This window comes from Paraburkholderia tropica (assembly GCF_914484835.1).
In the GTDB taxonomy this organism is placed as follows: Bacteria; Pseudomonadota; Gammaproteobacteria; order Burkholderiales; family Burkholderiaceae; genus Paraburkholderia; species Paraburkholderia tropica_A.
The window spans coordinates 16,998-42,355 of record NZ_CAJZAR010000069.1 but is presented as its reverse complement, the minus strand read 5'-3'; the positions used below and the strand labels follow the sequence as shown (position 1 = coordinate 42,355).

Annotated in this window: 24 protein-coding genes; 10 read left to right on the top strand and 14 right to left on the bottom strand. The window is 65.7% G+C overall.

Annotation, left to right across the window (positions count from 1 at the left end):
• Nucleotides 1-12 precede the first annotated feature (12 nt).
• From LDO54_RS26380 to phnG, 11 genes are all read right to left on the bottom strand, one after another.
• Nucleotides 13-456, bottom strand: coding sequence for a DUF6232 family protein (locus LDO54_RS26380; RefSeq protein WP_224013622.1), 444 nt, complete (start codon nt 454-456; stop codon nt 13-15).
• Nucleotides 457-646: 190 nt separating this feature from the next.
• The gene (locus LDO54_RS26375) at nt 647-1,807 is read right to left on the bottom strand and encodes a porin (protein WP_224013621.1); all 1,161 of its coding nucleotides are present in this window, start codon (nt 1,805-1,807) and stop codon (nt 647-649) included.
• A 492-nt stretch (nt 1,808-2,299) separates the two neighbouring features.
• Nucleotides 2,300-3,439: a succinylglutamate desuccinylase/aspartoacylase family protein gene (locus LDO54_RS26370; protein WP_224013620.1), complete on the bottom strand. Its 1,140-nt coding sequence runs from the start codon at nt 3,437-3,439 to the stop codon at nt 2,300-2,302.
• A 215-nt stretch (nt 3,440-3,654) separates the two neighbouring features.
• Nucleotides 3,655-4,422, bottom strand: a complete 768-nt coding sequence (locus LDO54_RS26365) for an ABC transporter substrate-binding protein (RefSeq protein WP_224013619.1) — start codon at nt 4,420-4,422, stop codon at nt 3,655-3,657.
• Between the two features lie 552 nt (nt 4,423-4,974).
• On the bottom strand, nt 4,975-6,108 hold the full coding sequence (locus LDO54_RS26360) for an alpha-D-ribose 1-methylphosphonate 5-triphosphate diphosphatase (protein ID WP_224013618.1): 1,134 nt from the start codon (nt 6,106-6,108) through the stop codon (nt 4,975-4,977).
• Nucleotides 6,109-6,225: 117 nt separating this feature from the next.
• Nucleotides 6,226-6,999, bottom strand: a complete 774-nt coding sequence (gene phnL, locus LDO54_RS26355; protein WP_224013617.1) for a phosphonate C-P lyase system protein PhnL — start codon at nt 6,997-6,999, stop codon at nt 6,226-6,228.
• Between the two features lie 13 nt (nt 7,000-7,012).
• Nucleotides 7,013-7,783, bottom strand: coding sequence for a phosphonate C-P lyase system protein PhnK (phnK, locus tag LDO54_RS26350; RefSeq protein WP_224013616.1), 771 nt, complete (start codon nt 7,781-7,783; stop codon nt 7,013-7,015).
• The gene (locus LDO54_RS26345) at nt 7,780-8,700 is read right to left on the bottom strand and encodes an alpha-D-ribose 1-methylphosphonate 5-phosphate C-P-lyase PhnJ (protein WP_224013615.1); all 921 of its coding nucleotides are present in this window, start codon (nt 8,698-8,700) and stop codon (nt 7,780-7,782) included. Before LDO54_RS26345 ends, phnK begins: the two co-directional genes overlap by 4 nt.
• Nucleotides 8,697-9,791, bottom strand: a complete 1,095-nt coding sequence (locus LDO54_RS26340; protein ID WP_224013614.1) for a carbon-phosphorus lyase complex subunit PhnI — start codon at nt 9,789-9,791, stop codon at nt 8,697-8,699. The genes LDO54_RS26345 and LDO54_RS26340 overlap by 4 nt, the downstream gene beginning before the upstream one ends.
• The gene (phnH, locus tag LDO54_RS26335; RefSeq protein WP_224013613.1) at nt 9,791-10,465 is read right to left on the bottom strand and encodes a phosphonate C-P lyase system protein PhnH; all 675 of its coding nucleotides are present in this window, start codon (nt 10,463-10,465) and stop codon (nt 9,791-9,793) included. The genes LDO54_RS26340 and phnH overlap by 1 nt, the downstream gene beginning before the upstream one ends.
• A complete protein-coding gene (phnG, locus tag LDO54_RS26330; protein WP_224013612.1) occupies nt 10,462-10,959 on the bottom strand; it encodes a phosphonate C-P lyase system protein PhnG in 498 nt (165 codons plus the stop codon). The genes phnH and phnG overlap by 4 nt, the downstream gene beginning before the upstream one ends.
• A gap of 257 nt (nt 10,960-11,216) precedes the next feature.
• Between phnG and phnF the strand changes: the two genes are divergently transcribed.
• The 4 genes from phnF (at nt 11,217) to LDO54_RS26310 (ending at nt 14,343) form a co-directional block, all read left to right on the top strand.
• Nucleotides 11,217-11,972 (top strand): phosphonate metabolism transcriptional regulator PhnF, encoded by a 756-nt coding sequence (gene phnF, locus LDO54_RS26325; protein ID WP_224013611.1) that lies wholly within the window; start codon nt 11,217-11,219, stop codon nt 11,970-11,972.
• A complete protein-coding gene (locus tag LDO54_RS26320; protein WP_224013610.1) occupies nt 11,969-12,736 on the top strand; it encodes a DUF1045 domain-containing protein in 768 nt (255 codons plus the stop codon). Before phnF ends, LDO54_RS26320 begins: the two co-directional genes overlap by 4 nt.
• Nucleotides 12,733-13,314 carry a phosphonate metabolism protein/1,5-bisphosphokinase (PRPP-forming) PhnN gene (gene phnN, locus LDO54_RS26315; RefSeq protein ID WP_224013609.1) on the top strand — a complete coding sequence of 194 codons (582 nt, stop codon included), beginning with the start codon at nt 12,733-12,735 and terminating at the stop codon, nt 13,312-13,314. The genes LDO54_RS26320 and phnN overlap by 4 nt, the downstream gene beginning before the upstream one ends.
• Before the next feature lie 135 nt (nt 13,315-13,449).
• Nucleotides 13,450-14,343 carry a LysR family transcriptional regulator gene (locus tag LDO54_RS26310; protein ID WP_224013608.1) on the top strand — a complete coding sequence of 298 codons (894 nt, stop codon included), beginning with the start codon at nt 13,450-13,452 and terminating at the stop codon, nt 14,341-14,343.
• Between the two features lie 76 nt (nt 14,344-14,419).
• Here the strand turns inward: LDO54_RS26310 and LDO54_RS26305 are convergent, their stop codons facing one another.
• Complete coding sequence (locus LDO54_RS26305; RefSeq protein ID WP_224013607.1) at nt 14,420-15,244, bottom strand: IclR family transcriptional regulator; 825 nt, start codon at nt 15,242-15,244, stop codon at nt 14,420-14,422.
• Between the two features lie 614 nt (nt 15,245-15,858).
• On the opposite strand from LDO54_RS26305, the gene cyoA reads away from it, so the two are divergent.
• The 6 genes from cyoA to LDO54_RS26275 all read left to right on the top strand — a co-directional run bounded on the left by cyoA (nt 15,859) and on the right by LDO54_RS26275 (nt 22,158).
• The gene (gene cyoA, locus LDO54_RS26300; RefSeq protein ID WP_224013606.1) at nt 15,859-16,752 is read left to right on the top strand and encodes a ubiquinol oxidase subunit II; all 894 of its coding nucleotides are present in this window, start codon (nt 15,859-15,861) and stop codon (nt 16,750-16,752) included.
• A gap of 6 nt (nt 16,753-16,758) precedes the next feature.
• The gene (gene cyoB / locus LDO54_RS26295; RefSeq protein ID WP_224013605.1) at nt 16,759-18,762 is read left to right on the top strand and encodes a cytochrome o ubiquinol oxidase subunit I; all 2,004 of its coding nucleotides are present in this window, start codon (nt 16,759-16,761) and stop codon (nt 18,760-18,762) included.
• 3 nt (nt 18,763-18,765) lie between these two features.
• Entirely contained in the window at nt 18,766-19,377 is a 612-nt protein-coding gene (gene cyoC, locus LDO54_RS26290) for a cytochrome o ubiquinol oxidase subunit III (RefSeq protein ID WP_224013604.1), read from the top strand.
• Nucleotides 19,378-19,695: a cytochrome o ubiquinol oxidase subunit IV gene (gene cyoD / locus LDO54_RS26285; RefSeq protein WP_224013603.1), complete on the top strand. Its 318-nt coding sequence runs from the start codon at nt 19,378-19,380 to the stop codon at nt 19,693-19,695.
• A gap of 315 nt (nt 19,696-20,010) precedes the next feature.
• Nucleotides 20,011-21,213 (top strand): 3-oxoadipyl-CoA thiolase, encoded by a 1,203-nt coding sequence (gene pcaF / locus LDO54_RS26280; protein ID WP_224013602.1) that lies wholly within the window; start codon nt 20,011-20,013, stop codon nt 21,211-21,213.
• Nucleotides 21,214-21,537: 324 nt separating this feature from the next.
• A complete protein-coding gene (locus LDO54_RS26275) occupies nt 21,538-22,158 on the top strand; it encodes a hypothetical protein (RefSeq protein ID WP_224013671.1) in 621 nt (206 codons plus the stop codon).
• Nucleotides 22,159-22,331: 173 nt separating this feature from the next.
• On the opposite strand, the gene gabD is transcribed toward LDO54_RS26275, so the two are convergent.
• Entirely contained in the window at nt 22,332-23,783 is a 1,452-nt protein-coding gene (gene gabD / locus LDO54_RS26270) for an NADP-dependent succinate-semialdehyde dehydrogenase (protein ID WP_224013601.1), read from the bottom strand.
• Between the two features lie 175 nt (nt 23,784-23,958).
• Nucleotides 23,959-25,251, bottom strand: coding sequence for a 4-aminobutyrate--2-oxoglutarate transaminase (gabT, locus tag LDO54_RS26265; protein WP_224013600.1), 1,293 nt, complete (start codon nt 25,249-25,251; stop codon nt 23,959-23,961).
• Nucleotides 25,252-25,358 lie beyond the last annotated feature (107 nt).

The following is a 25,358-nucleotide window of genomic DNA, read 5'->3' as shown; positions in this document are numbered from 1 at the left end:
TCAGTTCGTAGCTCAGTTCGCGGGACTGGCGGGCGGACGGGCGCTGGACGTATCGGCGGCGGGTGCGGGTGCGGGAGCCGCGGCGGCGTCGGCTTTGGCGGCGCGCACGGCCTGCTCGACGCGTTCGAGGAAGGCGCGGTCGCCGCTCACGACGGCTTCGCGCGGCGCGCCGCCCACCGTCACGATCAGACGGTGCGAGACTTCTTGCCAGATCCACGCGAGCCAGCCCACCACGGCCAGCATCACGCCGGAACCGAGCGCGGCGCCCGAGCCCCAGATGCCGCCGGCCGCGGCGATGGCCACGCCGATCAGCGAGATCGCGACCGGCACCGCGCGGCTACGCTCCACGGTGACGATGCGGGTGTCTTCGATGTCGCGCATCGCGATCACCTGACCGGCGGCGGATAGCGAAGTGCGGGTGACCGTCACGGCCGCTTCGTTGAAAGGAAGTTCCATCGATTCGAATGCTGCGAGTGGAAAGGCCGCAGCGTACCAGAAGCGCGCGCGCGGCGGCAGATCGCGTGCTGCCGCAGACCGCCTCCCGCCGCGGCGATCACGCGCCGCGCGCAACAAAAAGGGCGTCCCGAAGGACGCCCTTTCGCGCATGTGCACCACGCCCGCGAAGCGGGCGCGGCATCGTGCGTGCTTAGAACTTGTGGCGGATGCCGACGCGCACGGCGACCTGGTTCTGCGAACCCGTGCCCGACGGCGCGAAGATGCTCGACGACGAATCGCCGATCTGTGCCTGCACCGCCTGGCCCTTGTACGTGCCCGATGCGTCCTGGTAGGCCACGAGGCCGTAGACGTCCGTGCGCTTGCTCAGCGCGTAGTCGACCGAACCGTTGACCTGGTTCCAGTGGGCGTTCACGAGACCCGACGAACGCGAGTACGTGTAGCCCAGGCCGCCCGTCAGGGCCGGCGTGAAGGCGTACTTCACGCCTGCTTCGTACGCGTTGTAGATCGTCGACGAACCCGTGATCGGCTCGAAGCGCGTGTTCGTCCACAGCAGCCATGCCGTAGCCGGGCCGTAGACATAGCGGCCGCCGAAACCGAACGAGCGCAGGTCGCGGATCGTGCCGCCGCCCGTCGTGTTGACGTTGGCGAGCGTGGTCGAGAACGTCGTCGGCGATGCTGCTGCCGGGTACGTGATGTCCGTGTACGCGCCGCCGAGGCTGAACGGACCGTACGCGTAGTTCGCGCCGAAGCTGAATGCGCGCGACGAAGCCGTCGACGTGCCCGATGCCGAGCCGGCGAACGACGTCGTGTTCGAGAAGCCGTACATGCCGCCGAACGTGAAGCCCGAGAGGTTCACGCTCTGGAACTTGACGGCGTTGCTGATACGGCTCGACGTCAGCTGGTCGACGTCGTTGACGTGGTACGCCCAGTTGCCCGAAACCGTGTTGCCGCCGGTCGAGTACAGCGAACCGAGGACGTCCGTGCTGAACGAGTATTGACGGCCGAAGGTCAGCGAGCCGATGTTGCTTTGCGTCAGACCGACGTAGGCTTGACGGCCGAACATCGAGCTACCCTGGCCAGCCGTGCCGTTGCCGCTGTTGAAGCCGTTTTCGAGCACGAAGATTGCCTTGAGGCCGCCGCCCAGGTCTTCCGAGCCGCGCAGGCCCCAACGGCTGCCTTGCGCCACGCCGTCACCGTACTGGATTGCCTTCGCGCTGCCCGTCGACGTCTGCACGTGATTGATGTAGCTCACGCCTGCGTCGATCAAGCCATACAGGGTCACGCTGCTTTGAGCGTGGGCCGCGCCCGCAATGGTTGCAAGGATAGCGGTGGTCAGAATTTTCTTTTTCAACTGTTGCTCCGGGTGAAGGAAAAGTATGTGCCGGCCTCTTTTGGGCCGGTCTGTGCGACGCGCTGCAATTTAAGGGTCGAGAACGAAAGGATTGTGACAGTAAGGAAATGCCTCATGAATGTCGCCAGGGTGTGGTGTAAAAGCGACAAGAGGCTTGCGGCCAGGCGGAAGCGGCGCAAATCCAGTCAGGAAGCGGCTTGCGAGCCGATTCGAAAGAAAATTAAGGCAAAAAAAGGACGATTTCGCGCGTTATAAAATTTTCTGCTTTGAACGATTGGATTTCGTATATGGATCGCGGCTTTTAGCAGATTTATTTGCGGATCCATGCAATTGATTGAGTCGCGGAATGAGCCGCGCATGGTATTTTTTATCGCGCGAATAAAGTTGGGATTGCGAAGTGACTGGTAAATCGGCAAGCCGTGCAATAAGCGTATTACGCCATGGCTCACCGGTTGCGATGAGCCATGACGAAGACGTCGATAAGGGAGGGAATTACAGCGAGAGCAGCGAGCCCGAGCGGATCGGCGTGTCGCCGGCGATGCGCGCGACTTCCATGCCGGCCGTCGCGAAGCGCGCGCTGTGACGCGCGTACATCACGCCGCTCACGCTGGCGTGCAGCGTGATCAGCTCGTCGGTGAGCGGATCGACGATATCGGCGACCGGCGCGCCCGCTTCGAGCCACGCGCCGCATTCGGCGCGGAACACGATCACGCCGCTCGTCGGCGCGACGATCGGCTCCGTGCCCGCGAGCGGCGTGGCCGGATGCGCGAGCGGCGGCAGCGGCGCGGCTTCGCCGGCAATCACGCCGCGCGCAGTCAGATACTCGACGATGGCCTGGGCGTCGTGCTCGGCGAATTCATGCGAGACGTCGCGCTGGCTGCGCAGTTCGACGGTCACCGAAATCGAGCCGTGCGGAATGGGGAAACGCTCGCCGAAGCGCTCGCGCAGATCGCTCCAGCAGAAGCTGTGAATCTCGTCGAACGGATTGCCGATCGAGTTCAGCGCGAGCAGCGAGGCCTTCGCGTCGAGATAGCGCGCGAGCGGCTCGACCTCGGGCCACAGCTCGGGATTCGTGTAGATGTGCATCGCGGCTTCCCAGTCGCAATGCAGGTCGAGCACGATGTCGGCGTCGAACGAGAGACGTTGCAGCGCGAGGCGTTGCGAATCGAGTTCGGTCTTCGGCTGCTGCGCTGCGAGCGCTTCGCCCATCGCCTGGCGGATGGTCTTCAGGTTCGTGGCGGCATCCGCGCCCAGACGCGCCTCGATATGCGGCAGCACGAGCGCCGCGAGGTCGTGGAAGTTGCGGTTGTAGTTCTGTGCCGTGTTCGATTCGAAGCGGCCCACGAGATGGCCGAGCCAGTGCTGGTTCAGGCCGATCGGGTTCGCCACCGGCACGATCACGATCTCGCCGCGCAGGCGTCCGGCGGCTTCGAGCGCGGCGAGCTTGCGGCGCAGCGTCCACGAGACGAGCATGCCGGGCAGTTCGTCGGCGTGCAGCGACGACTGGATGTAGACCTTCGGGCCGCCCGTCGAGGCCGCAGTCGCGTCGGCGGCGGGGCCGTAATGGAAGCTCGTGATCTGTCGCGCGGTGCCGAGGGCGGGCGCGATCAGCGCATGGTTGCGGGTTTGCATGATGAGTGCGCGCGACGCGGTTGAGCGCGAGGCGCGTTCGAAGTGACGGTAGGTTGTCGGTCCGCTGGCGGACCGGTGCCCATGATCTTAGCCGATCTGCGCAAGCGGCAGAATCGCGGCGGCGGCGCGCCGCAAAGCAAAAAGCCCAGACCGGGGTCTGGGCTTTTTGCTTTGCGGACCGCGCGGTGGCGGTCGCGAAGCAGACGCTGCGAGGCTTAGCCGCCGTACACGTCGAAGTCGAAGTACTTGGCTTCGATCTTCTTGTACGTGCCGTCCTTGATCATGTCGGCGATGGCCTTGTCGATCTTCGCCTTCAGGTCGGTGTCTTCCTTGCGCAGGCCGATGGCCGCCGCGCCCGTCGGGATTTCCTTGCCCGCGAACTGGAAGCCCGCGCCGCGCGGGGTCTTCAGGAAGCCGATGTCGGCCTGCACTTCGTCTTGCAGCGCGGCGTCCAGACGGCCCGAGATCAGGTCGGCGTAGACCTGGTCCTGGTTCTGGTAAGGCACCACGTTCACGCCCTTCGGCGCCCAGTTTTCCTTCGCGTAGGTTTCCTGGATCGTGCCTTGCTCGACGCCCACCGACTTGCCCTTGAGCGAGTCAGCCGTCGGCTGGAAGCTCGTGCCCTTCTTGGCGACGAGGCGCGTCGGCGTGTTGAACAGCTTGGCCGAGAACGCGATCTGTTCCTGACGTTGCGGGGTGATGGTCATCGACGAGAGCACGCCGTCGAACTTCTTCGCCTTCAGGCCCGGAATCATGCCGTCGAAATCCTGCTCGACCCACACGCACTTCGCGTTCATGCGCTTGCAGATTTCGTTGCCGAGATCGATGTCGAAACCGACCAGCTTGCCATCGGGTGCTTTCGATTCGAACGGCGCGTAGCTCGCGTCGACGCCGAAGCGCACGGTGGTCCAGTCCTTCGCCTGGGCGACGTTGGCCGAGACGGCCAGCAGGGCAACCGACAGGGCGGCAAGCAGTTTCTTCACTATGTGTACTCCTCGTATGGTTCAGGACGCGCAGCGTGCGGTCGTGCCGCCGCCGCGCTGTGTTCCGGCGCGGCTCGCGCAGGAACTGTGGTGGCCTCGCAATTCACGTCGAGCGTGTTGCGAGCGGCGCCGCAAAGCTTACCCGGTCAAAATTGCTGCGTCGCTAGTGAAATACCGGATGGCGGGAGAGGCAACGCTCTAGCGCCTGTTCGCGGATCGCGGACGTCGGCCGCAAAGCCTTGCTGGACAAGGCGTGCGGCGTATCGATGCTGGCTCGCGGCAGACGCGCGCGAGCGCGATTGCGATGCTCTGCCGCAACAGTCGGATGACTGCGCAAGCACCGATGCGGGGCGGCGCGCGGAACTTGAAGGGAAGTTGAAAACGAAACGAGAGCGCGCCGTTGGTTTTCGACGGCGCGCCGTTGGCTTCGCAGCAAGCCAGGGCGCGCCGATATCGCATTGCAGCAATGCTTCCGATGCGTGCATGAGCGTGCTTGAAGCACGTTCGGCGCAGGTTCACCACGTGTTTAAACCATGCGCTTGAATCACATGCTTAAACCACGCGCTGACCCGCGCGCCACGTCGCGCGCGGCACCGGCAGCGAGTCGAGCATGGTCACGCGCACGAAGTCGGCGCGCAGGCCCGGTTCGATCGCGCCGCGGTCGTGCAGGCCGGCCTTGCGCGCGGGCTCCCACGACACGGTGGCGACCGCGCGCGGCAGCGTCCAGTCGGCCTTGGTGACGAGGTCGAACGCGGCGGTCAGCAGGCTCGACGGCACATAGTCCGACGAGAGGATGTCGAGCAGATCCGCCTGCGCCAGCTCCAGCGCCGACACATTGCCCGAATGCGAGCCGCCGCGCACCACGTTCGGCGCGCCCATGATGGTGGCGATGCCGCGCTGCTTCGAGGCTTCGGCGGCGAGGCGCGTGGTCGGGAATTCGGCCAGCACGATGCCTTCTTCGGCCGCTTGTTCGACGTGCTCGATCAGCGTGTCGTCGTGGCTCGCGAGCGGAATGTGGCGCGCGCGGCAGCGCTCGACGATCTCGCGGCGGTGCGCATCGGCGTAACGCTCCTGCTCGGTGGCCATTTCGGCGAGCAGGTTGTCGGCGTGCTCGTCGGTCCATTTGCCGTGGCGCTCCTGATAACGGCGCCACTGCGCGCGGTCGTGCCACTGGCGCTGGCCAGGCGTGTGGTCCATCACCGAGGCGAGGCGCAGCAGCGGATGCACGCTGAGCGTGTCGAATAGTTCGATCACGTCCTCGGTGGCGATCTCGCAGCGCAGATGCAGGAAGTGATCGGCGCGCAGCAGCTTGCGCTCGGTGAAGCGCGAGAGCGCGGCGGCGCTCGCGAGCTGCACGTCGCGGCCGCGCACGCCCACCGAAAGACGCGTGCCGATGGCGAGCGCATCGAACACCGTGGTGATGCCGGCGGCGGCGATCTGCGCGTCGTGAATCACGAACGCGGCGTCGATGTTCCAGTGCACGCCGGGACGCGGCGCGAGGTGTTTTTCGAGGTTGTCGGTGTGCAGTTCGACGAGGCCGGGCAGCAGGAAGTCGCCTTCCCAGTCCTCGGCTTCAGGCGCGGCGGTCGTGCCGCGCGACAGCTCGCGGATCATGCCGTCTTCCACGCGCAGCGTGCCGGTGAATACGTCGTCTCGCGTCACGATGCGAGCGTTGGTGATCAACATCGTCGGGCTCCAGAAATCAGGTCGTCATCAGGTTGTGGCGCGCGCGGATCAAAGCCGGTTCCATGCCTCTAGTGTGCATGCCGCGCGTGACACGTTGCAGTTTCTTCGCGTGGTCCGTTATGCGGCGGCCTGCGCTTCCACGGCGGCAGGCGCGCGCGGCGCGGCGAGCGTCAGCACGCGCGTGGCGACGCGCTCGCGCGTGTCCTCGTCATGGAACACGCCGACGATCGCCGCGCCGCGCTCGCGCGCCTCGACGATCAGTTGCGCGACCACGGCGCGGTTTTCCGCATCGAGCGACGCCGTGGGCTCGTCGAGCAACAGCACACGATGCTGCGCGATCAGGCCGCGCGCGATGTTCACGCGCTGCTGCTCGCCGCCCGAAAACGTCGCGGGCGCGAGCGGCCACAAACGTTGCGGCACGTTCAGGCGCGCGAGCAGTTGCGCGGCGCGCTCGCGCGCTTCGTCTTCATCGACGCCGCGCGCCACCAGCGGCGCGGCCACGATATCGAGCGTGCTCACGCGCGGAATCACGCGCAGAAACTGGCTCACGTAGCCCACCACGTTGCGGCGCAGGCGCAGCACGTCGTGCGGTTCCGCGCCCGTGATTTCCAGATGCTGATGCGGCAGCGCATCGTCGCGGATCGCGATGGTGCCGCCGCTCGCGAGATAGTTGCCGTACAGGCAGCGCAAAAACGTGCTCTTGCCCGCGCCCGAGGGACCGACGAGCACGACGCATTCGCCGCGCTCGACATCGAGCGAGACGCCCGCGAGCGCCTCGATGCCGATGCCGCCCTGACCATGCAGCGTGAAGGTCTTGCGCACGTCTTCGGCGCGCAGCATGAGCGCGGGGCGCTCGGCGAACGCGCGCGCGGATGAGGGATTGAGTGTCATCGTGTTCACCATCCTAGACCGGCAGCACCGAGGCCACCAGCGTCTGCGTATAGGGATGCTGCGGGTCGTCCAGCACCTGATCGGTCAGGCCCGATTCGACCACCGTGCCGCCTTGCATCACCATCAGGCGATGCGCGAGCAGGCGCGCCACGCCGATGTCGTGCGTGACGATCAGCACCGAAAGATGCAGCGTGGTCGTGAGCGTGCGCAGCAGGTCGAGCAGGCGCGCCTGCACGGAGACGTCGAGGCCCGCCGTGGGTTCGTCCATGAAGACGAGGCGCGGACCGGTCACGAGATTGCGCGCGATTTGCAGGCGCTGCTGCATGCCGCCCGAGAACGCCGAAGGCAGTTCGTCGATGCGCGTGGCGTCGAGTTCGACGCGCGACATCCATTGCTGTGCGGTGTGGCGGATCTGCCCGTAATGACGTGCGCCCACGGCCATCAGCGGCTCGCCGATATTCGCGCCCGCCGAGACGCCCGCGCGCAGTCCGTCGCGCGGATTCTGCTGCACGAAGCCCCATTCGGTGCGCGCGAGCAGGCGTCGGCGCGGCTCGGAGAGCGTGCGCAGATCGAGCGTTTCGCCGTTTGCGTTCACGTAGCTCAACGCGCCGGAATCGGCGGGCGTGCGCAGCGCGAGCGTGTTGAGCAGCGTGGTCTTGCCCGAGCCCGATTCGCCGACGATGCAGAGCACTTCGCCGGGATACAGGTCGAAGCTCACGTCGCGGCAGCCGTTCTTGCCGCCGAACTGCTTCGTGAGCTGGCGGGCGCTGAGTAGCGGCGTCATGCGCGGTCTCCCGGTTGATTGAACTGTTCGGTATCCTGATGTTTGCGACGATCGTGGCAATAATCGCTGTCCGAGCAGACGAACATGCGCTGGCCCGCATCGTCGACGATCATTTCGTCGAGGAAACTCTCGCGCGAACCGCACAGCGCGCATGCGTGTTCCCAGCGCTGCACCTCGAACGGATGATCGTCGAAATCGAGCGATTTCACCGGCGTATAAGGCGGAATCGCATAGATGCGGCGCTCGCGGCCCGCGCCGAACAACTGCAGCGCGGCGTTCATGTGCAGCTTCGGATTGTCGAACTTCGGGATCGGCGAAGGCGAGGCCAGATAGCGGCCGTTCACCGTCACCGGATAGTCGTAGGTGGTGGCGATGCTGCCGTGCTGGACGATGTCCTCGTAGAGCTTCACGCTGATGAGCCCGTAGTCGGCGAGCGCGTGCAGCTTCTTGCACTCGGCCACGCGCGGCTCCAGACGATAGAGCGGCTCGGGCATCGGCACCTGATAGACGAGAATCTGCTTCTCGGTGAGCGGCGTTTCGGGAATGCGATGGCGCGTCTGCACGATGGTCGCTTCGCTCGTGCGGCGCGTGGTCGCCACGCCCGTCGTGCGCGCGAAAAAGCGGCGGATGTTCACGGCGTTGGTCGTATCGTCGGAACCTTGATCGATGACCTTGAGCGTGTCGTTCGCGCCGATGATCGCCGCCGTCACCTGAATGCCGCCCGTGCCCCAGCCATACGGCAGCGGCATTTCGCGCGAGGCGAACGGCACCTGGTAGCCGGGCACCGCCACGGCCTTGAGCAGCGCGCGGCGGATCATGCGCTTGGTCTGCTCGTCGAGATAGGCGAAGTTGTAGCCGTCGGCGGCCTGCGTTTCGTGCGAGGCGAGCGACGTGTCGAAGGTGTCGGGCGCGTTCATGCGGCGTCTCCTTCGTGCTGCGCGCGCAGGCGGCGCACGAGTTCGAGTTCGGACTGGAAGTCCACGTAATGCGGCAGTTTCAGATGCTGCACGAAACCCGAGGCTTCCACGTTGTCGCTGTGCGAGAGCATGAATTCGATGTCCTGGGTCGGCGAGGCGAGCGTCTCGCCGAGTTCTTCCGCACGCAGTGCGCGGTCGACCAGCGCCATCGCCATGGCCTTGCGCTCCGCGTGGCCGAACGTGAGGCCGTAGCCCTGCGTGAACGCGGGCGGCACGTCCTTGCTGCCCGCGAACTGGTTGATCATCTGGCACTCGGTCAAGTCGATTTCGCCGATCTCGACCGCTTCGCCCAACTCGTCCAGCACCATCTCCACGGCCACCGAGCCGAAGCGGATCTCGCCCGCGAACGGATGCGAGTGCGCGTAGCCGCGCTGCGTGGCGTAGCCCATCGCGAGCAGGAAGCCTTCGTCGCCGCGCGCGAGGTTTTGCAGGCGCACCGAGCGGTCGGCGGGAAACGACAGCGGTTCTCGCGAAAGGTCGCCCGGTTCGGCGGCGTCCGGCGAGACGGTTTCCTGTTCGATCAAGCCTTCCTTGTTCAGCAGCGTGACGACGCGCGGCATCGGCTCGGCTTCCTGCGGCGCGAGTGCCGAGGCGATTGATTCGGTATCCGTATCGTTATCGCCTTCCGCGAGCAGCGCGAAATCGAGCAGACGCTGCGTGTAATCGTAAGTCGCGCCCAGCACCTGACCGCCGGGCACGTCCTTGAAGGTCGCGGAAATACGGCGCTCCACCGCCATGTTTTCCGTTTCCACGGGCAGCATATAGCCGAAACGCGGCAGCGTCGTGCGATACGCGCGCAGCAGGAAGATCGCTTCGACGAGATCTCCCGCGGCCTGCTTGATCGCGAGCGCCGCGAGTTCCTCGTCGTAGACCGAGCCTTCGGCCATCACGCGCGCCACGGCGAGGCGCATCTGCTCGCGGATCTGCGCGACGCTGAGTTCGGGCACGTTCGTGTCGCCACGGCGTGCCTTGTCGAGCAGACGCCACGACGCTTCGATCGCGCGCTCTCCTCCTTTGACGGCGACGTACATCAGTTCATCTCCACGCGAGTCGTGCGCGGCAGGCCCATGAGGCGGTCGCCGCACACGAAATAGAAGTCGATGCCGCACGGAAAGAGCGGCGCGAGCGCGGCGCGTTCCTGCCAGAAACGCGCGGGCAGTCCAACGGGCGCGATGGTCTGCGTCGATGCGATGCCGGGGCCGCGCAGCGTGAGCGGCGCGCCTTCGGTCAGCGAGTCGACGCGCACGAACACGGTGGCCGACTGCTCCGGCGACTCGGGCGTGCCGCTCGCGAACGCGTCGAGCGGCGGCAGCGCGGCGGCGGCGTGCACATAGGCGAACGCGGCTTCGTGCGGGGTGGCGGCGAGCGGCGCGTCGGCATGAAAACGCAGCGCGGCGGCGAGCGCGGCGTCGGGCTGCGCGATCCAGACCGGCGTGGCGTAATCGGCGAGCGCGAGCAGGGCCGCGAAGGCGGCGAGGCCCGCGCGGTTTTGCTGTTGGTTCTGCGCCGATTGCGTCGATGTAGACGATGCAGCAGCGGCGGGCAGCGGCGTTTCGATCACGCCGATCGTGCCCGGACGCGCGAGCGCATCGAGCAGCGTGCGGAAGACCGTTTGCGTGTCGTGGACCGGATCGGCGAAACCGGGCGCAAGCGCTTCCAGCATCGCGTGCGTGGGCGTGTGGGTGGGCATTTGAGCGTCGTTCATGCGTCGCCTCGAACCATCGTGAAGAACTCGACCTTGGTGCTGGCCGCCTCGTCGCGGCGCTCCGCGCGCTGTGCCGCGAGGCGTTGCGCGAGCGGGGCGATCAATTCGGCGTGCAGTTGAGCGTGGCGGGCGGGCTGTTGCAGGAGCGCGTCGGCGAGCGCGGCCAGTTCGGCGCGGCGCTTGTCGCGGCCCAGATGGCAGGCGACGCCGACCGTGGCGGCTTCGCCTTCGGGCGCGCGCAGCCGCAGCGTGGCGCGCGTGACTGTGGCTTCGCCGAGGTTGAAGGCGTTGCCGGTGCCGCCGACGCGTCCGCGCACCATCGCGAGACCCGTCTGGGGCGGCCGCAGCCAGTCGTAGGAGGGCGCCGGGGCGCCGCCGAGGACGCGGGCGAGCGCCGTTTCAAGCTCGGCGCGCGACGTGCGGGCGAGGACCGCCATCCAGGCGCGCCGGGCGTCGGAGCCGGCGGCGGTGGGCGGGGCGGAAGATGCGTTCATCGGAGTTCCTGTGTCGAGAACGGAAGGATCATTTCAGACCACTGCGAATGACTACGACTGCGGGAAATCTGGCGCCACTTTTCTGCCGCGTTTCTGCCGGACCCCGGCTAGACATTTGAGCATCTATTCATCCAGACGTCTAGACGTTTAATGGTGCAGTCGACCGAACACGGCGGGCGGGGCGTTTCATATTTCCATCACGCCTTGCGCACTACAATGCGCAAAACGATATTGAAAACCAGAGGAATGACAGCACCATGACATCGAACGACGAGGCGACGCACAGCACGCTCGAACGCGGCGCGGGCGTGGCGGTGTGGCGGCAGATCGAGCAGATTCTCGCGGCGGAGATCGCGGCGAAGGGTTTCGGCGAGGACGGCCGCCTGCCGAGCGAGGGCGAACTGGCGCGGCGCTTCGACGTGAACCGCCATACGGTGCGGCGCGCGATGCTGGGCCTCGCCGCGCTCGGTCTCGTGAGCGTCGAGCAGGGGCGCGGCACCTTCGTGCAGCCCGGCGCGATCGACTACAGCATCGGCAAGCGCACGCGCTTCACGGAAAACCTGCAACGTCATCAGCATTCGGCGGTGGGGCGGCTGCTCGCCTCGTCGCGCGTGAAGGCCGATCCCACGGCGGCGAAGGCGCTCGGGCTGCGCGCGGGCGCGCTGGTCTATCGGCTGGAAACACTGCACGAGTCGGACGGCGTGCCGCTCACCTACGCGCGCAGCTGGTATCCGGCCGCGCGTTTCGCCGATCTGCCCGCCGTGATGGAGCGCGTGGACAGCACCTCGAAGGCGCTCGCCGAATTCGGCGTGACCGACTATCTGCGCAAGTGGAGCCGCATCGGCAGCGTGCTGCCCGAGCCCGAAGTGGCGCGGCGGCTGAACATCAATCGCCAGCAGCCGGTGCTGTGGGTCGAAAACGTCGACGTCGATGTCGACGGCACGCCGATCAAATACGGCATCACGCATTTCGCGGCCGACCGCGTGCAACTGATGGTGGAGCACGACCTATGAGTCCGGCGCAGGCGTTGCGGGCCGCGAATCTCGCGGAGGAAGGCTGGACCGGCGCGACGCGTTTCGCGCTCTATTACGCGCCGCCGCGCGAGTCGGCCTGGTGGCGCGAAGGCTGCGCGTGGCTCGGGCGCGATCCCGAAAGCGGCGCGACGCTGACGCCGCCCGCCATCGACGGGCTCGCGCGGCCGCTCGGCGCGCTGACGCTCGCGCCGAGCCGCTACGGCTGGCACGGCACCCTGGTGCCGCCGTTTCGTCTCGCTGCGGGCGTGACGCCCGAAGCGCTGTGCGCCGCCGTGCAGACGTGGGCCGCGCGGCGCGCGGGCTTCGAGGTGGCGGCCGAGGCGGCCACGCTCGGGCGCTTCGTCGCGCTGCGCGCCGCCGAGGAAACGGGCGAGCACGCGCTGCGCGAACTGGCCGCCGACGCGCTGCGCACGCTCGCGCCGCTGCGCGCCACGCAGACGGCCGCCGAACTCGCGAAGCGCCTCGACGCGCCGCTCACGCCACGTCAGCGCGAGTACGTCGAGACTTGGGGCTATCCGTATGTGTTCGACGAATTCCGCTTTCACATGACGCTCTCCGATTCACTTTCCGATTCACTCGACGACAGCGCCGCGCGCGCGCAACTCACGCAGGCCTGGAATGCGCGGATGCGCGACGCGGGCGCGCTGCCGGTGCACGGCGTGGCGCTTTACGTGGAGCCGCGTCCGGGCGCGCCGTTCGCGCTGTGGCGGCGCGCGGCGTTTGCGGCGGGAGCGCGCGAATGACCTCCGCTACCAGCACGACACCTCTCACCGCCACGCGCCTGATCTACGTGATGGGCCCGTCGGGCGCAGGCAAGGACACGCTGCTCGGCTATGCGCGCGCGCGGCTCGCGAGCGAAGGCGTGGTGTTCGCGCATCGCTACATCACGCGCGAGGACGGCGGCCCGGAGAATCACATCGCGCTGACCGACGCCGAATTCGAAGCGCGCTCGACGCGCGGCCTGTTCGCGCTGCAATGGCGCAGTCACGCGCTGCGTTACGGCATCGGCGTGGAAATCGATCAGTGGCTGGCGCTCGGCTGCACGGTGGTCGTGAACGGCTCGCGCGCCTACGTGAACGACGCGCTCGCGCGTTATCCGCGCATGACGCTCGTGCACGTGGAAGCCGCGCCGCACGTGCTCGCCGCGCGGCTCGCCTCGCGCGCGCGGGAGACGCCCGAGCAGGTCGCCGCGCGGCTGGCGCGACGCGCGCCGTTCGAGGTGCCCGCGGGCGCATCGTTCACGCGCATCGACAACTCGGGCCGGCTCGACGAGGCCGGCACCGCGTTCGTGCGCGCCGTGCAGCGGGTGGCGCTGGACTAAGCCGCCTGGAGCCGGGATCGGCCCGTGGACTTTGTGGCTCTTGTTGCCGTGCGCGTTATTTTTGGCCGCCCCAATATGGCATGAGAAGATGCAGGCGACCCCGCGAATCATGCGCAAACCAAAACGAGAACGCCCTTGGACCGTTTCCAGGAGATGCAGATCTTTACGCGCATCGTCGATCGCCGCAGCTTCACGCAGGCGGCCGAAGATCTGAACTTGCCGCGCGCCACCGTCACGAATTCGATCAAACGTCTGGAGACCCGTCTCGGGGTGCGCCTGCTTGAACGCACCACGCGCCACGTGAAGCCCACGCACGACGGCGAAGCCTACTATCAGCGCTGCACGCGCCTGCTCGCCGACCTGGAAGAAACCGAGGAAGCGTTCCGCGACACCGACCCGCAAGGCCGCTTGCGCGTGAACATGCAGGAGACGCTCGCGCGTTACTTCGTGATGCCGCGCCTCGGGCAGTTTCTCGAACGTTATCCGCGCGTGGAGTTGTTCATCGGCTCGGGCGATCATTTCGTCGATCTGGTGCGCGAGGGCATCGATTGCGTGCTGCGCGCGGGCGAACTGGCCGATTCGTCGATGATCGCGCGGCGCGTGGCGCTGCTCGAACAGGTGACGTGCGCGAGTCCCGCTTACCTTGAACGTCACGGCGATCCGGCGACGATCGACGCGCTGCTCGACGGCCATCACGCCGTCAACTATCTCTCGCCGGCTTCGGGCCGCGCGCATCCGCTCGAATTCGCGCTGCCCGACGGCGTGCGCAACGTCACGCTGCCGGGACCGGTGGCGGTGAACGGCGCGGAACTGTACACGGCGGGCGCCGTCGCGGGACTGGGACTCGTGCAGGTGCCGCGCTATCGCGTGCGCGAGCAACTGGCCAACGGCGAGTTGTGCGTCGTGCTGGCGGACCAGCCGCCGCCGCCGATGCCGGTCTCGGTGCTGTATCCGCAGAGCCGGCAACTGGCGCTGCGCGTGCGCGCGTTCGCCGACTGGCTCGTGCAGGCGTTCGCCGAGGCGGGGTGAGGTTGACGCGAGACGCTGATGCGGCCGCGAGGCGGCGCGCGCCTCAGCGGCTCGTCAGGTGCGCTTCAGGTGCGTTTCAAGTGCGCCGCGACACCATGCCGGAGACGCGCTGCGCGGCCTGCTGAAGCGGATCGAGGAAGGTCTTGACCATCTGCTTCGCGCTGGTGCGCTGGGCGTTGCCGCTGATGTTCATCGCGGCGATCACGCGGCCCTGGCGGTTGCGGATGGGCGCCGAAATCGAAATCAGCCCGCCTTCCAGTTCCTGATCGACGATGGCCCAGCCCTGCGCGCGCACCTGGGCGATGATCTTCTTGAGCTCGTCCTTGTCGGTGACCGTGCGCGGCGTGTGCGCGTAGAGCGGCGAGGCGCCGAGCGTGGCGTCGAGCGCGTCGTCGTCGAGCGCGGCCAGCAGCACGCGGCCCATCGACGTGCAATACGCGGGCAGGCGGCTGCCGATCGAGAGGTTGATCGTCATGATCTTGTGCGTGGGCACGCGCAGCACGTAGACGATCTCGGTGCGGTCGAGCACGGCCGCCGAGCAGCTTTCGTGGACCGTGGCCGACAGTTCCTCCATGACCGGCTCGGCCAGATTCCAGAACGGCATCGACGTGAGATAGGCGAAGCCGAGGTCGAGAATCTTGGGCGTGAGCCGGAACAGGCGGCCGTCGGCCTCGACGTAGCCGAGCGTCTGCAGCGTGAGCAGGATGCGGCGCGCGCCGGCGCGCGTGAGGCCGGTGGCGGCCGCGACGTCGGTGAGCGTCTGCTCGGGATGCTCGGCGTTGAACGCCCGGATGACGGAAAGGCCGCGCGCAAACGACTGCACGTAGGAGTCGCCCGGCTTTTCGGGCGTGTCCGGCTGCTCGTCGGGACGGTCGGGCGAGGCGCTGGTGGCGGAAGTCATGGCGTCTTGGCGTCGGATCAAGGGCGGGAGGCGGCGCGTGAGGAACCCGTCACGATAGCGCAAGCGCATTGTTTCGCCAACCGGCATAGGGAAAAGCTGAGCGGATGCGGCGCGATCACGGGTTTCGTCCTCACATTTTATCCGTAGATTTGATTTAGCTCAATTTTCACCTCGCATAATCACATTGACGATATTTTCTCGATGCGATATTGCGACGATTTTTTAATCGGACGATTGAATGCTGTAGTGATTAACTCGGGTAAATAAAATCGCGTCCGTTTATCGGTCGAATTTTCCGTATTCGAGACGAGGCCGACGCGTCTCGAAAAGCGCGGCTTTGCCACACTGTTTATCCGCACCGCTCGAGAAGCGATGCCTGCGCACGCGCCGCCTGTCAAGCAAGAAAGCTATTTGAAAGATATTTGCGTCTTTCCGTCGCGCTTGGCCGGGCGAGATTTGTCGCATTCGGTAAACCTTGGCGCTGATCAAATTTTTGAATAGTTCCTTTCCGTAGAATTTCGCCAAATACGATACGGGTGCATTTTGCAGAGCGGTTTTATTGCAATGCGAGTGCGTGAAGCGTCCAAAGTGGTTCAACGGAAAATCAGGCAATTATGAAGAGAAAGGCCTTCAAAAGGTGGTTAATCCCCCTCGGCAGCGGGCTGCTCGTCTCCCTCGCGGGATGTAGCGGCAACATGGTTCTGCTCGATCCCAAAGGCAGCGTGGGCGTCGCCGAGAAAGAACTCATCGCCACGGCAACATGGACCATGCTGCTCGTCGTGGTGCCCGTGATCCTGCTCACGCTCTACTTCGCCTGGCGCTATCGAGCGTCGAACCGCAACGCCACCTACGCACCCAAGTGGGCGCACTCCACCGCGATCGAAGTGGTGGTCTGGACCATTCCGGCCATCATCATCCTGTTCCTCGCGGTCCTCACGTGGAAGACCACGCACGAGCTCGACCCCTACAAGCCGCTGGAGTCGAACACGAAGCCCATCAACGTCGACGTCGTCGCGCTCGACTGGAAGTGGCTGTTCATCTACCCGGACCTCGGCATCGCCACGGTCAACCAGCTCGCCGTCCCGGTCGGCACGCCGGTGAACTTCCGCATCACGTCGGATTCGGTGATGAACTCGTTCTTCATCCCGCAGCTGGGCACCCAGGTCTACGCCATGGCCGGCATGCAGACGCGTCTGCACCTGATCGCCGACCACGCGGGCGACTACGCGGGCATCTCGTCCAACTATAGCGGCAAGGGCTTCTCCGACATGAAGTTCCGCACGCTCGCCACGAGCCAGCAGGACTTCGACGCGTGGGTCCAGAAGGTCAAGGCGTCGCGCGCCGACCTCACCATGGACCAGTACGTGAGCGTCGCGCAGCCGCAGGAGAAGGCGCCGGTGGCGTACTTCTCGACGGTCGACCCGAAGCTCTTCAACAACATCATCGCGAAGTACAACAACGGCCACGTCACGAATTTCAGTGACCCGTCGTGCGCGACCAAGGGGTAAGCAGGCATGTTCGGCAAACTTACATTAGAGGCGATTCCATTCGATCAGCCGATCATCATGGGCGCGGCCGCGTTCATGGCGCTGATCGTGCTCGCGGTGTTCGGCCTCATCACCGTGACGGGCAAGTGGAAGTACCTGTGGAACGAGTGGTTCACGAGCGTGGACCACAAGCGCATCGGCGTCATGTACATGATCGTCGCGGTGCTCATGCTCGTGCGCGGCTTCGCCGACGCGGTCATGATGCGTATCCAGCAGGCGCTGGCGTTCGACGCGCCCGGCTATCTGCCGCCGCACCACTACGACCAGATCTTCACGGCGCACGGCGTCATCATGATCTTCTTCATGGCGATGGCGCTCATGGTCGGCCTGTTCAACATCGTGGTGCCGCTGCAGATCGGCGCGCGCGACGTGGCGTTCCCGTTCCTGAATTCGCTCTCGTTCTGGATGACAGCAATCGCCGCGATCCTCATGAACCTGTCGCTCGTGATCGGTGAATTCGCGCAGGTGGGCTGGCTCGCGTATCCGCCGCTTTCGGAGCTGCAATACAGTCCAGGCGTCGGGGTCGACTATTACATCTGGGCGCTGCAGTTGTCGGGCGTCGGCACGCTGATCACGGCGATCAACTTCTTCGTCACGATCATCAAGATGCGCGCGCCGGGCATGAGCCTGATGAAGATGCCGGTGTTCACGTGGACCGCGCTCTGCTCGAACGTGCTGATCATGGCCACGTTCCCGATCCTCACGATCGCGCTCGCGCTGCTCGGCCTCGACCGTTACGTCGGTACGCACTTCTTCACGAATGACGGCGGCGGCAACCCGATGGTGTATCTGAACCTGATCTGGGCGTGGGGCCACCCCGAGGTGTACATCCTCGTGCTGCCCGCGTTCGGCATCTATTCGGAAGTCATGGCCACGTTCTCGAAGAAGCCGCTGTTCGGCTACAAGACGATGGTCTACGCCTCGTGCGTCATCATGATTCTCGCGTTCCTCGTGTGGGCGCACCACTTCTTCACGATGGGCTCGGGCGCCGACGTCAACGCGTTCTTCGGCATCATGACCATGATCATCGCGATCCCCACGGGCGTGAAGATCTTCAACTGGCTGTTCACGATGTATCGCGGCCGCATCGAATTCACGGCACCCGTGCTGTGGACGATCGGCTTCATGGTCACCTTCTCGATCGGCGGCATGACCGGCGTGATGATGGCGATCCCGGGTGCGGACTTCGTGCTGCACAACTCGCTGTTCCTCGTGGCTCACTTCCACAACGCCATCATCGGCGGCGTGGTGTTCGGCTACCTCGCGGCCTTGCACTACTGGTTCCCGAAGGTATTCGGCATCAAGCCGAACGAGAAGCTCGGCAAGGCGTCGTTCTGGTGCTGGTTCGTGGGTTTCTACGTGGCCTTCGTGCCGCTGTACGTGCTCGGCTTCATGGGTGCCACGCGCCGTCTGAACCACTACGACAATCCGGCATGGCATCCGTGGTTCCTGCTGGCCGCCGTGGGCGTGGCCATCATCGCGCTGGGCGTGGTGTTCCAGGTGGTGCTGTGGGTGATGGCGTTCGTGAACCGCAACAAGGCGGAATGCCAGGACGTCACGGGCGATCCGTGGGACGCGCGCACGCTCGAATGGTCGATCTCGTCGCCGCCGCCGGTCTATAACTTCGCGGTCATCCCGCAGGTGCATGACATCGACGCCTTCGCGCACATGAAGGAAACGGGCCGTGGCCTGGGTCTCGCGGCGAAGTACCAGGACATCCATATGCCGTCGAACACGGCGTCGGGTTTCCTGATCGGCATGTTCAGCTTGGTGCTGGGCTTCGCGGGCATCTGGCACATCACGTGGCTCGCGGTGCTCTCGCTGGTCGCCATCGTCGTGACGGTTGCGCTGCATAGCTTCGGCAAGCACGACGGCTACTACATTCCGGCCGCCAAGGTCCGCGAGATCGAAGAGAAGCGCCATCGCGCGGCGGTTGCCGCCGAGCGCGAAATGGAAGCGCTGGAGGCTTAAACGATGTTACAGAAAACTCATACGGCAACGCTCGCCGATCTCGATCATCACGATCATCCGCCGTCGAATTCGGTGTTCGGCTTCTGGGTGTACCTGATGACCGACTGCATTCTGTTCGCGTCGCTGTTCGCCACGTTCGGCGTACTCGGCCATCAGTTCGCGGGCGGCCCCACGGGCAAGGACCTGTTCAAGATCGGCGATGTCGCGGTGGAAACCGCCGCACTGCTGCTGTCGAGCATCACCTACGGTTTCGCGATGCTCGCGGCGCACCGCCGCAAGACCGGCGCGGTGCTCGGCTGGCTGGCCGTGACCTTCGTGCTCGGCCTGGCGTTCCTCGGGCTGGAACTCAACGAGTTCTCGCACCTGATCGCCGAAGGCGCGGGTCCGCAGCGCAGCGCGTTCCTCTCGTCGTTCTTCGCGCTGGTGAGCACGCACGGTCTGCACGTGTTCTTCGGCCTCGTCTGGATGATCGTGCTGATGGTGCAGGTCATGCGCCAGCCGCAACTCGACGACCAGGCGATCCGCCGCCTCACGTGCCTCAGCCTGTTCTGGCACTTCCTGGACGTGGTCTGGATCTGCGTGTTTTCTTTTGTCTATCTCGGGAGCGTGCTCTAAATGGCTCATCCTCAAGCAGAAGCCCATGGCAGCCTCAGCACCTATGCAACGGGCTTCATTCTCTCGGTGCTGCTGACCGCCGGCGCGTTCGGCATCGTGCTGCACGGTACGCTGGACGCCACCACCGCGCTGATCGTGATCGCCGTGCTGGCCTTCGTGCAGGTTGTCGTCCACCTCGTGTTCTTCCTGCATCTGAACTCGTCGGGGCAGGGCTGGAACGTACTGTCGCTCGCCTATACTGTGCTAGCCGCTGCGTTCCTGATCTTCGGCACGATCTGGGTCATGCATAACGTCAGTATGAACATGATGTCGCGCTAAGCCGCATCGCGCGCGTCCTGCCTGGCGCGCAGGCACTACCCGCAACGGCCGCACAGTTCCTTGATCTGTGCGGCCGTTGCCGTTTTGTCTGCGCTTTATGGACGGGTTGCACGCTTGACACTCGCGCGCCGCGACGCCTATCATGGGCGCCAAATGTTCGATTATCGACCATGAGTTCGCATATCGAACATCACGCACGAGGACGTGCGCGTTCGATCCCTCCTTTTCGCCCGCGCAGTCCGTCTATCTCAATCAGCTTTGCATGAGATTCGGGTCGAGCCACCACGCTCGCACCAGGGTCCACAGGAGACTTCAATGACGGAAGCATTCATCTGCGACGCGATTCGCACGCCGATCGGCCGCTACGCGGGCACCCTTTCCCCGGTTCGAGCCGACGACCTCGGCGCCGTGCCCCTCAAGGCGCTCATGGAGCGCAACAAGGAAGTGGACTGGGCCGCGATCGACGACGTGATCTACGGCTGCGCGAACCAGGCCGGCGAAGACAACCGCAACGTCGCGCGTATGTCGTCGCTGCTGGCGGGCCTGCCGCAGGCCGTGCCGGGCTCGACCGTCAATCGTCTCTGTGGCTCGGGCATGGACGCCGTCGGCATCGCCGCGCGCGCGCTCAAGTCGGGCGAAGCGGGTCTGATGATCGCGGGCGGCGTGGAAAGCATGAGCCGCGCGCCGTTCGTCATGGGCAAGGCCGCGACCGCGTTCGCGCGCGACGCCGCCATCTACGACACGACCATCGGCTGGCGCTTCGTCAACAAGCTGATGAAGCAGCAATATGGCGTCGACTCGATGCCGGAAACGGCGGAAAACGTCGCGGTCGACTACAACATCAGCCGCGCCGATCAAGACGCCTTCGCGCTGCGCAGCCAGTTGAAGGCCGCGCGCGCCATCGCCGACGGCACGCTCGCGCAGGAAATCGTCTCGGTGTCGATCGCGCAGAAGAAGGGCGATCCGCTCGTGTTCTCGCGCGACGAGCATCCGCGTGAAACCACGCTCGAAGCGCTCGCGAAGCTCAAGGGCGTCGTGGGCCAGGACGGCTCGGTCACGGCCGGCAACGCGTCGGGTGTGAACGACGGCGCCTGCGCGCTGCTGCTCGCCAACGAAGAAAACGCCAAGCGCTTCGGCCTCACGCCGCGCGCACGCGTGCTCGGCATCGCCACCGCGGGCGTCGCGCCGCGCGTGATGGGCATCGGCCCGGGCCCGGCCACGCAAAAGCTGCTCGCGCGTCTGAACATGACGATCGATCAGTTCGACGTGATCGAGCTCAATGAAGCGTTCGCTTCGCAAGGTCTCGCCGTGCTGCGCATGCTCGGCGTGGCCGACGACGACGCACGCGTCAACCCGAATGGCGGCGCGATCGCGCTGGGCCACCCGCTCGGCATGAGCGGCGCGCGTCTGGTGACGACGGCGATGTATCAACTGCATCGCACCAACGGCCGCTTCGCGCTGTGCACGATGTGTATCGGCGTCGGCCAGGGCATCGCCATCGCGATCGAGCGCGTCTAAGCCCAAGGCATCACGCGGCGATGTTTTGAAACATGCCGCATCGATTGCGCGAAACCGCGGACCTTCGGGTTCGCGGTTTTTTTTCGTCCCGAATCTCCGCTGATTTGCGCGAAGTCCAATTCCCATCGACTGCGCGTCGAAGTCCTTCATACAACGCGAATAACCTGATACCGGACGCGGACAGTTACGACGCTCGATCAGAAAGCCGCGCGTAAAATCGCCTCCACATCGGCGCGAGGTCGTCGGTCGCAATCGACGATCGCAGCCGATCGCAATTCCGTTGCATCGTGATTCAAACCCCGTCTTTGAAGGAGAACGCGGATGATGAAGGCAGCGACTTTGGCAGCAGCAATGGTGATGGGTGTGGCCGTCGGCCAGGCGGCGTGGGCGCAGAACGAGCAGCCCGCGCAGCCGGACCAGGCGGGTGGACAATCGGCGCTGGCGGGCGCGGCGCAGGCGATCGTCGCCAACGTGCCGCCGGTGCACGTGAAGGCGAAGATCGTCGGCATCGACCGCGCCGCACGCGTGGTCACGCTGCGCGGCCCGCGCGGCAACGACGTCGATATCGCGCTGAGCCCGCAGGTCAGCAATTTCGATCAGCTGAACGTTGGCGATACCGTTGACGTGCTCTACAAGAACGCGCTGCTCGTGACGGCCGAGAAGGTGACCGGCAGCGGAAAGGGCATCCGCAAGCGCGTGGATACCAACGTTTATCTGCCCGCTTCGTCGGGTTACGACGCCGCGCGCCAGGTCGAGGTGCAGGCGACCGTGCAGCACATCAACGCGAAGAAGCGCGAGGTTACGCTGCGCGGCGCGTATCAGACGGTCACGCTCGAAGCGCCGTCGGATATCGATCTCAAGAGCCTGAAGGTCGGCGACACGGTGCATGCCGTGTTCGTGTCGGCTTACGCGACGCAGGTCACGCCGGTGGGCGCGACGGAGTAAGCGACTGAGTAAGCGACGGACTAAAGCGCTGCGCAAGCGCGCTTTCCGGCGTCATTAAAGACAACGCCGACGCACCGCGAGTGATCGCGATGCGCCGGCGTTTTTACGTGCAAGCGTACGAGCAACGCGGCGCGCTTGAGCAACGCGCGCGCCGGGTCAATCGACAGGCAGATTTACATCCCCGCCATGCACAGATACTTGATGACGACGTAATCGTCCACGCCGTAGTGCGAGCCTTCGCGGCCGAGGCCCGATTGCTTCACGCCGCCGAACGGGGCGACTTCGTTCGAGATCAGGCCCGTGTTGATGCCGACCATGCCGTATTCGAGCGCTTCCGCCACGCGCCAGACGCGGCCGATGTCGCGGCTGTAGAAGTAGGCGGCGAGGCCGAACTCGGTGTCGTTCGCCATCTTGATCACTTCCTCGTCCGACGAGAAGCGGAACAGCGGCGCGAGCGGGCCGAAGGTCTCGTCGCGCGCGACCTTCATCGCGGGCGTGACGCCCGTCAGGATGGTCGGCTCGAAGAAGCCGTGGCCGAGCGCGTGGCGCTTGCCGCCCGTCAGCACGTGCGCGCCCTTGCCGAGCGCGTCTTCGATATGCGATTCGACCTTCAGCACGGCCGCTTCGTTGATCAGCGGGCCTTGCGTCACGCCGCCCTCGGTGCCGAGGCCGACCTTGAGCTTTTCGACCGCGTCCTTGAGCTTCGCGGCGAACGTGTCGTACACGGCGTCGTGGACGTAGAAGCGGTTCGTGCAGACGCAGGTCTGGCCGCTGTTGCGATACTTCGAGGCGATTGCGCCCGCGACGGCGGCGTCGATATCGGCGTCGTCGAACACGATGAACGGCGCGTTGCCGCCGAGTTCGAGCGAGACCTTCTTGACCGTCGAGGCGCACTGGCTCATCAGCAGGCGGCCGACCGGGGTCGAGCCCGTGAACGACAGCTTGCGCACGGTCGGGTTGCTCGTCAGTTCGCCGCCGATGGCCTTCGGGTCGCCCGTGACGACGCTGAAGATGCCCGCGGGCACGCCCGCGCGTTCGGCCAGCACGGCCAGCGCGAGCGCCGAGAACGGCGTGGCTTCGGCGGGCTTGAGGACAATCGGGCAGCCTGCGGCGAGCGCGGGGCCGACCTTGCGCGTGATCATCGCGGCGGGGAAATTCCACGGCGTGATCGCGGCGCACACGCCGATCGCTTCCTTCGTCACGACGAGGCGCTTGTCGTTGGCGACGGTCGGGATCGTGTCGCCGTAAATGCGCTTGCCTTCTTCCGCGAACCATTCGAGGAACGAGGCGGCGTAGCCGATTTCGCCCTTCGCTTCGGCGAGCGGCTTGCCTTGTTCGGTCGTGAGGATCAGCGCGAGGTCGTCGGCGTTTTCCATCATCAGGTCGTGCCACTTGCGCAGGATGACGCTGCGTTCCTTCGCGGTCTTCGCGCGCCACTTCGGCCACGCGGCGTTCGCGGCGGCGATCGCGCGGCGCGTTTCGGCGGCGCCCATGCGCGGCACCGTGCCGATCAGCGCGCCGGTGGCGGGATTGGTCACGTCGAGCGTGGCGCCGTCTTCGGCGCCTTGCCATTCGCCGTTGATGTAGGCCAGATTCTTCAGCAGCGATGCGTCTTTCAGGTTCATCTCAGAACTCCCGACAGGCTTCGATTCGATTGAATGCGATGTAATTCGGTGGGTCGTCGCGGCGCACGGCGCACAACGACGAACGGCACAGCGGCAAGTGCCGATGTGCCGTCAGGGATGGCCCGCGCGCGGCGGGCCGGAGGTCTTGCAGCGGTCGCGATGCAGGCTGTGAGGCTTACGCCGGCACGCCCACGGCTTCCTTGATCGACTCTTCGAGGATCGCGAGCGCTTCGTCGAACACGTTGTCCTGGATCGTCAGCGGGAACAGGAAACGCACGACGTTCGAGTACACGCCGCAAACCAGCAGCAGCAGACCGCGGTTCAGCGCGGCGGTTTGCACGCGCTTCGTGAAGTCGGCGTCGGCTTCGCTCGTGCCCGGCTTGCAGAATTCCACGGCGTTCATCGCGCCCGGACCGCGCACGTCGGCGATTTGCGGCACTTCTGCCTTCATCGCGTTGAGCTTGGCCTTGATCTTGTCGCCGAGCTTCGTGGCGCGTTCGCAGAGCTTTTCTTCTTCGATGATCTCGAGCACCGCGTGCGCCGACGCCACGGCCAGCGGGTTGCCCGCGTACGTGCCGCCGAGGCCGCCGGGCGCTGCCGCGTCCATGACTTCGGCGCGGCCGACCACGCCCGACAGCGGCATGCCGCCGGCCAGGCTCTTGGCGATCGTCATCAGGTCAGGCGTGACGTCGTAGTGTTCCATCGCGAACAGCTTGCCGGTGCGCGCGAAGCCCGTTTGCACTTCGTCGGCGATCAGCAGGATGCCGTGCGTGTCGCAGATCTGGCGCAGGCCGCGCACGAAGTCCGCCGGCGCCTGGTAGAAGCCGCCTTCGCCCTGAACCGGTTCGAAGATGATCGCGGCGACGCGCTTCGGATCGATGTCGGCCTTGAACAGCATCTCGATGTGCTTGAGCGAGTCGGCCGTGCTGATGCCGTGGACCGCGTTGGGGTACGGCGCGTGGTAGACGTCGGCCGGGAACGGACCGAACGCGAGCTTGTACGGCGCGACCTTGCCGGTGAGCGCCATGCCCATCATCGTGCGGCCGTGGAAGCCGCCCGCGAAGGCGATCACGCCCGGACGGCCGGTCGAGGCGCGGGCGATCTTGACGGCGTTTTCGACGGCTTCGGCGCCGGTCGTGAAGAACGCGGCCTTCTTCGCGAAGCTGCCCGGTGCGCGCGCGGCGACCTTTTCGGCCAGCGAGACGTACGACTCGTACGGCACGATCTGGTAGGCGGTGTGCGTGAAGCGATCGAGCTGCGCCTTGATGGCGGCGACGATCTTCGGATGGCGGTGGCCCGTGTTGCACACGGCGATGCCGGCGGCGAAGTCGATGACGCGGCGGCCTTCGACGTCCCACAGTTCCGCGTTTTCAGCGCGCTCGGCGTAGAAGTTGCACATGACGCCCACGCCGCGCGGCGTGATGGCGTCCTTGCGGCTCTGCAGATCGGCGTTCTTGCTCACGTTCATCTCCTTCACAAACTTCGGTTTTCGGATTGGTTGGTGGACCGGCAAGCAGTCCATGGCGCGACTATACTCACGTTTGGCTCTAAATTTCAGAGCCATTCAAATAAATT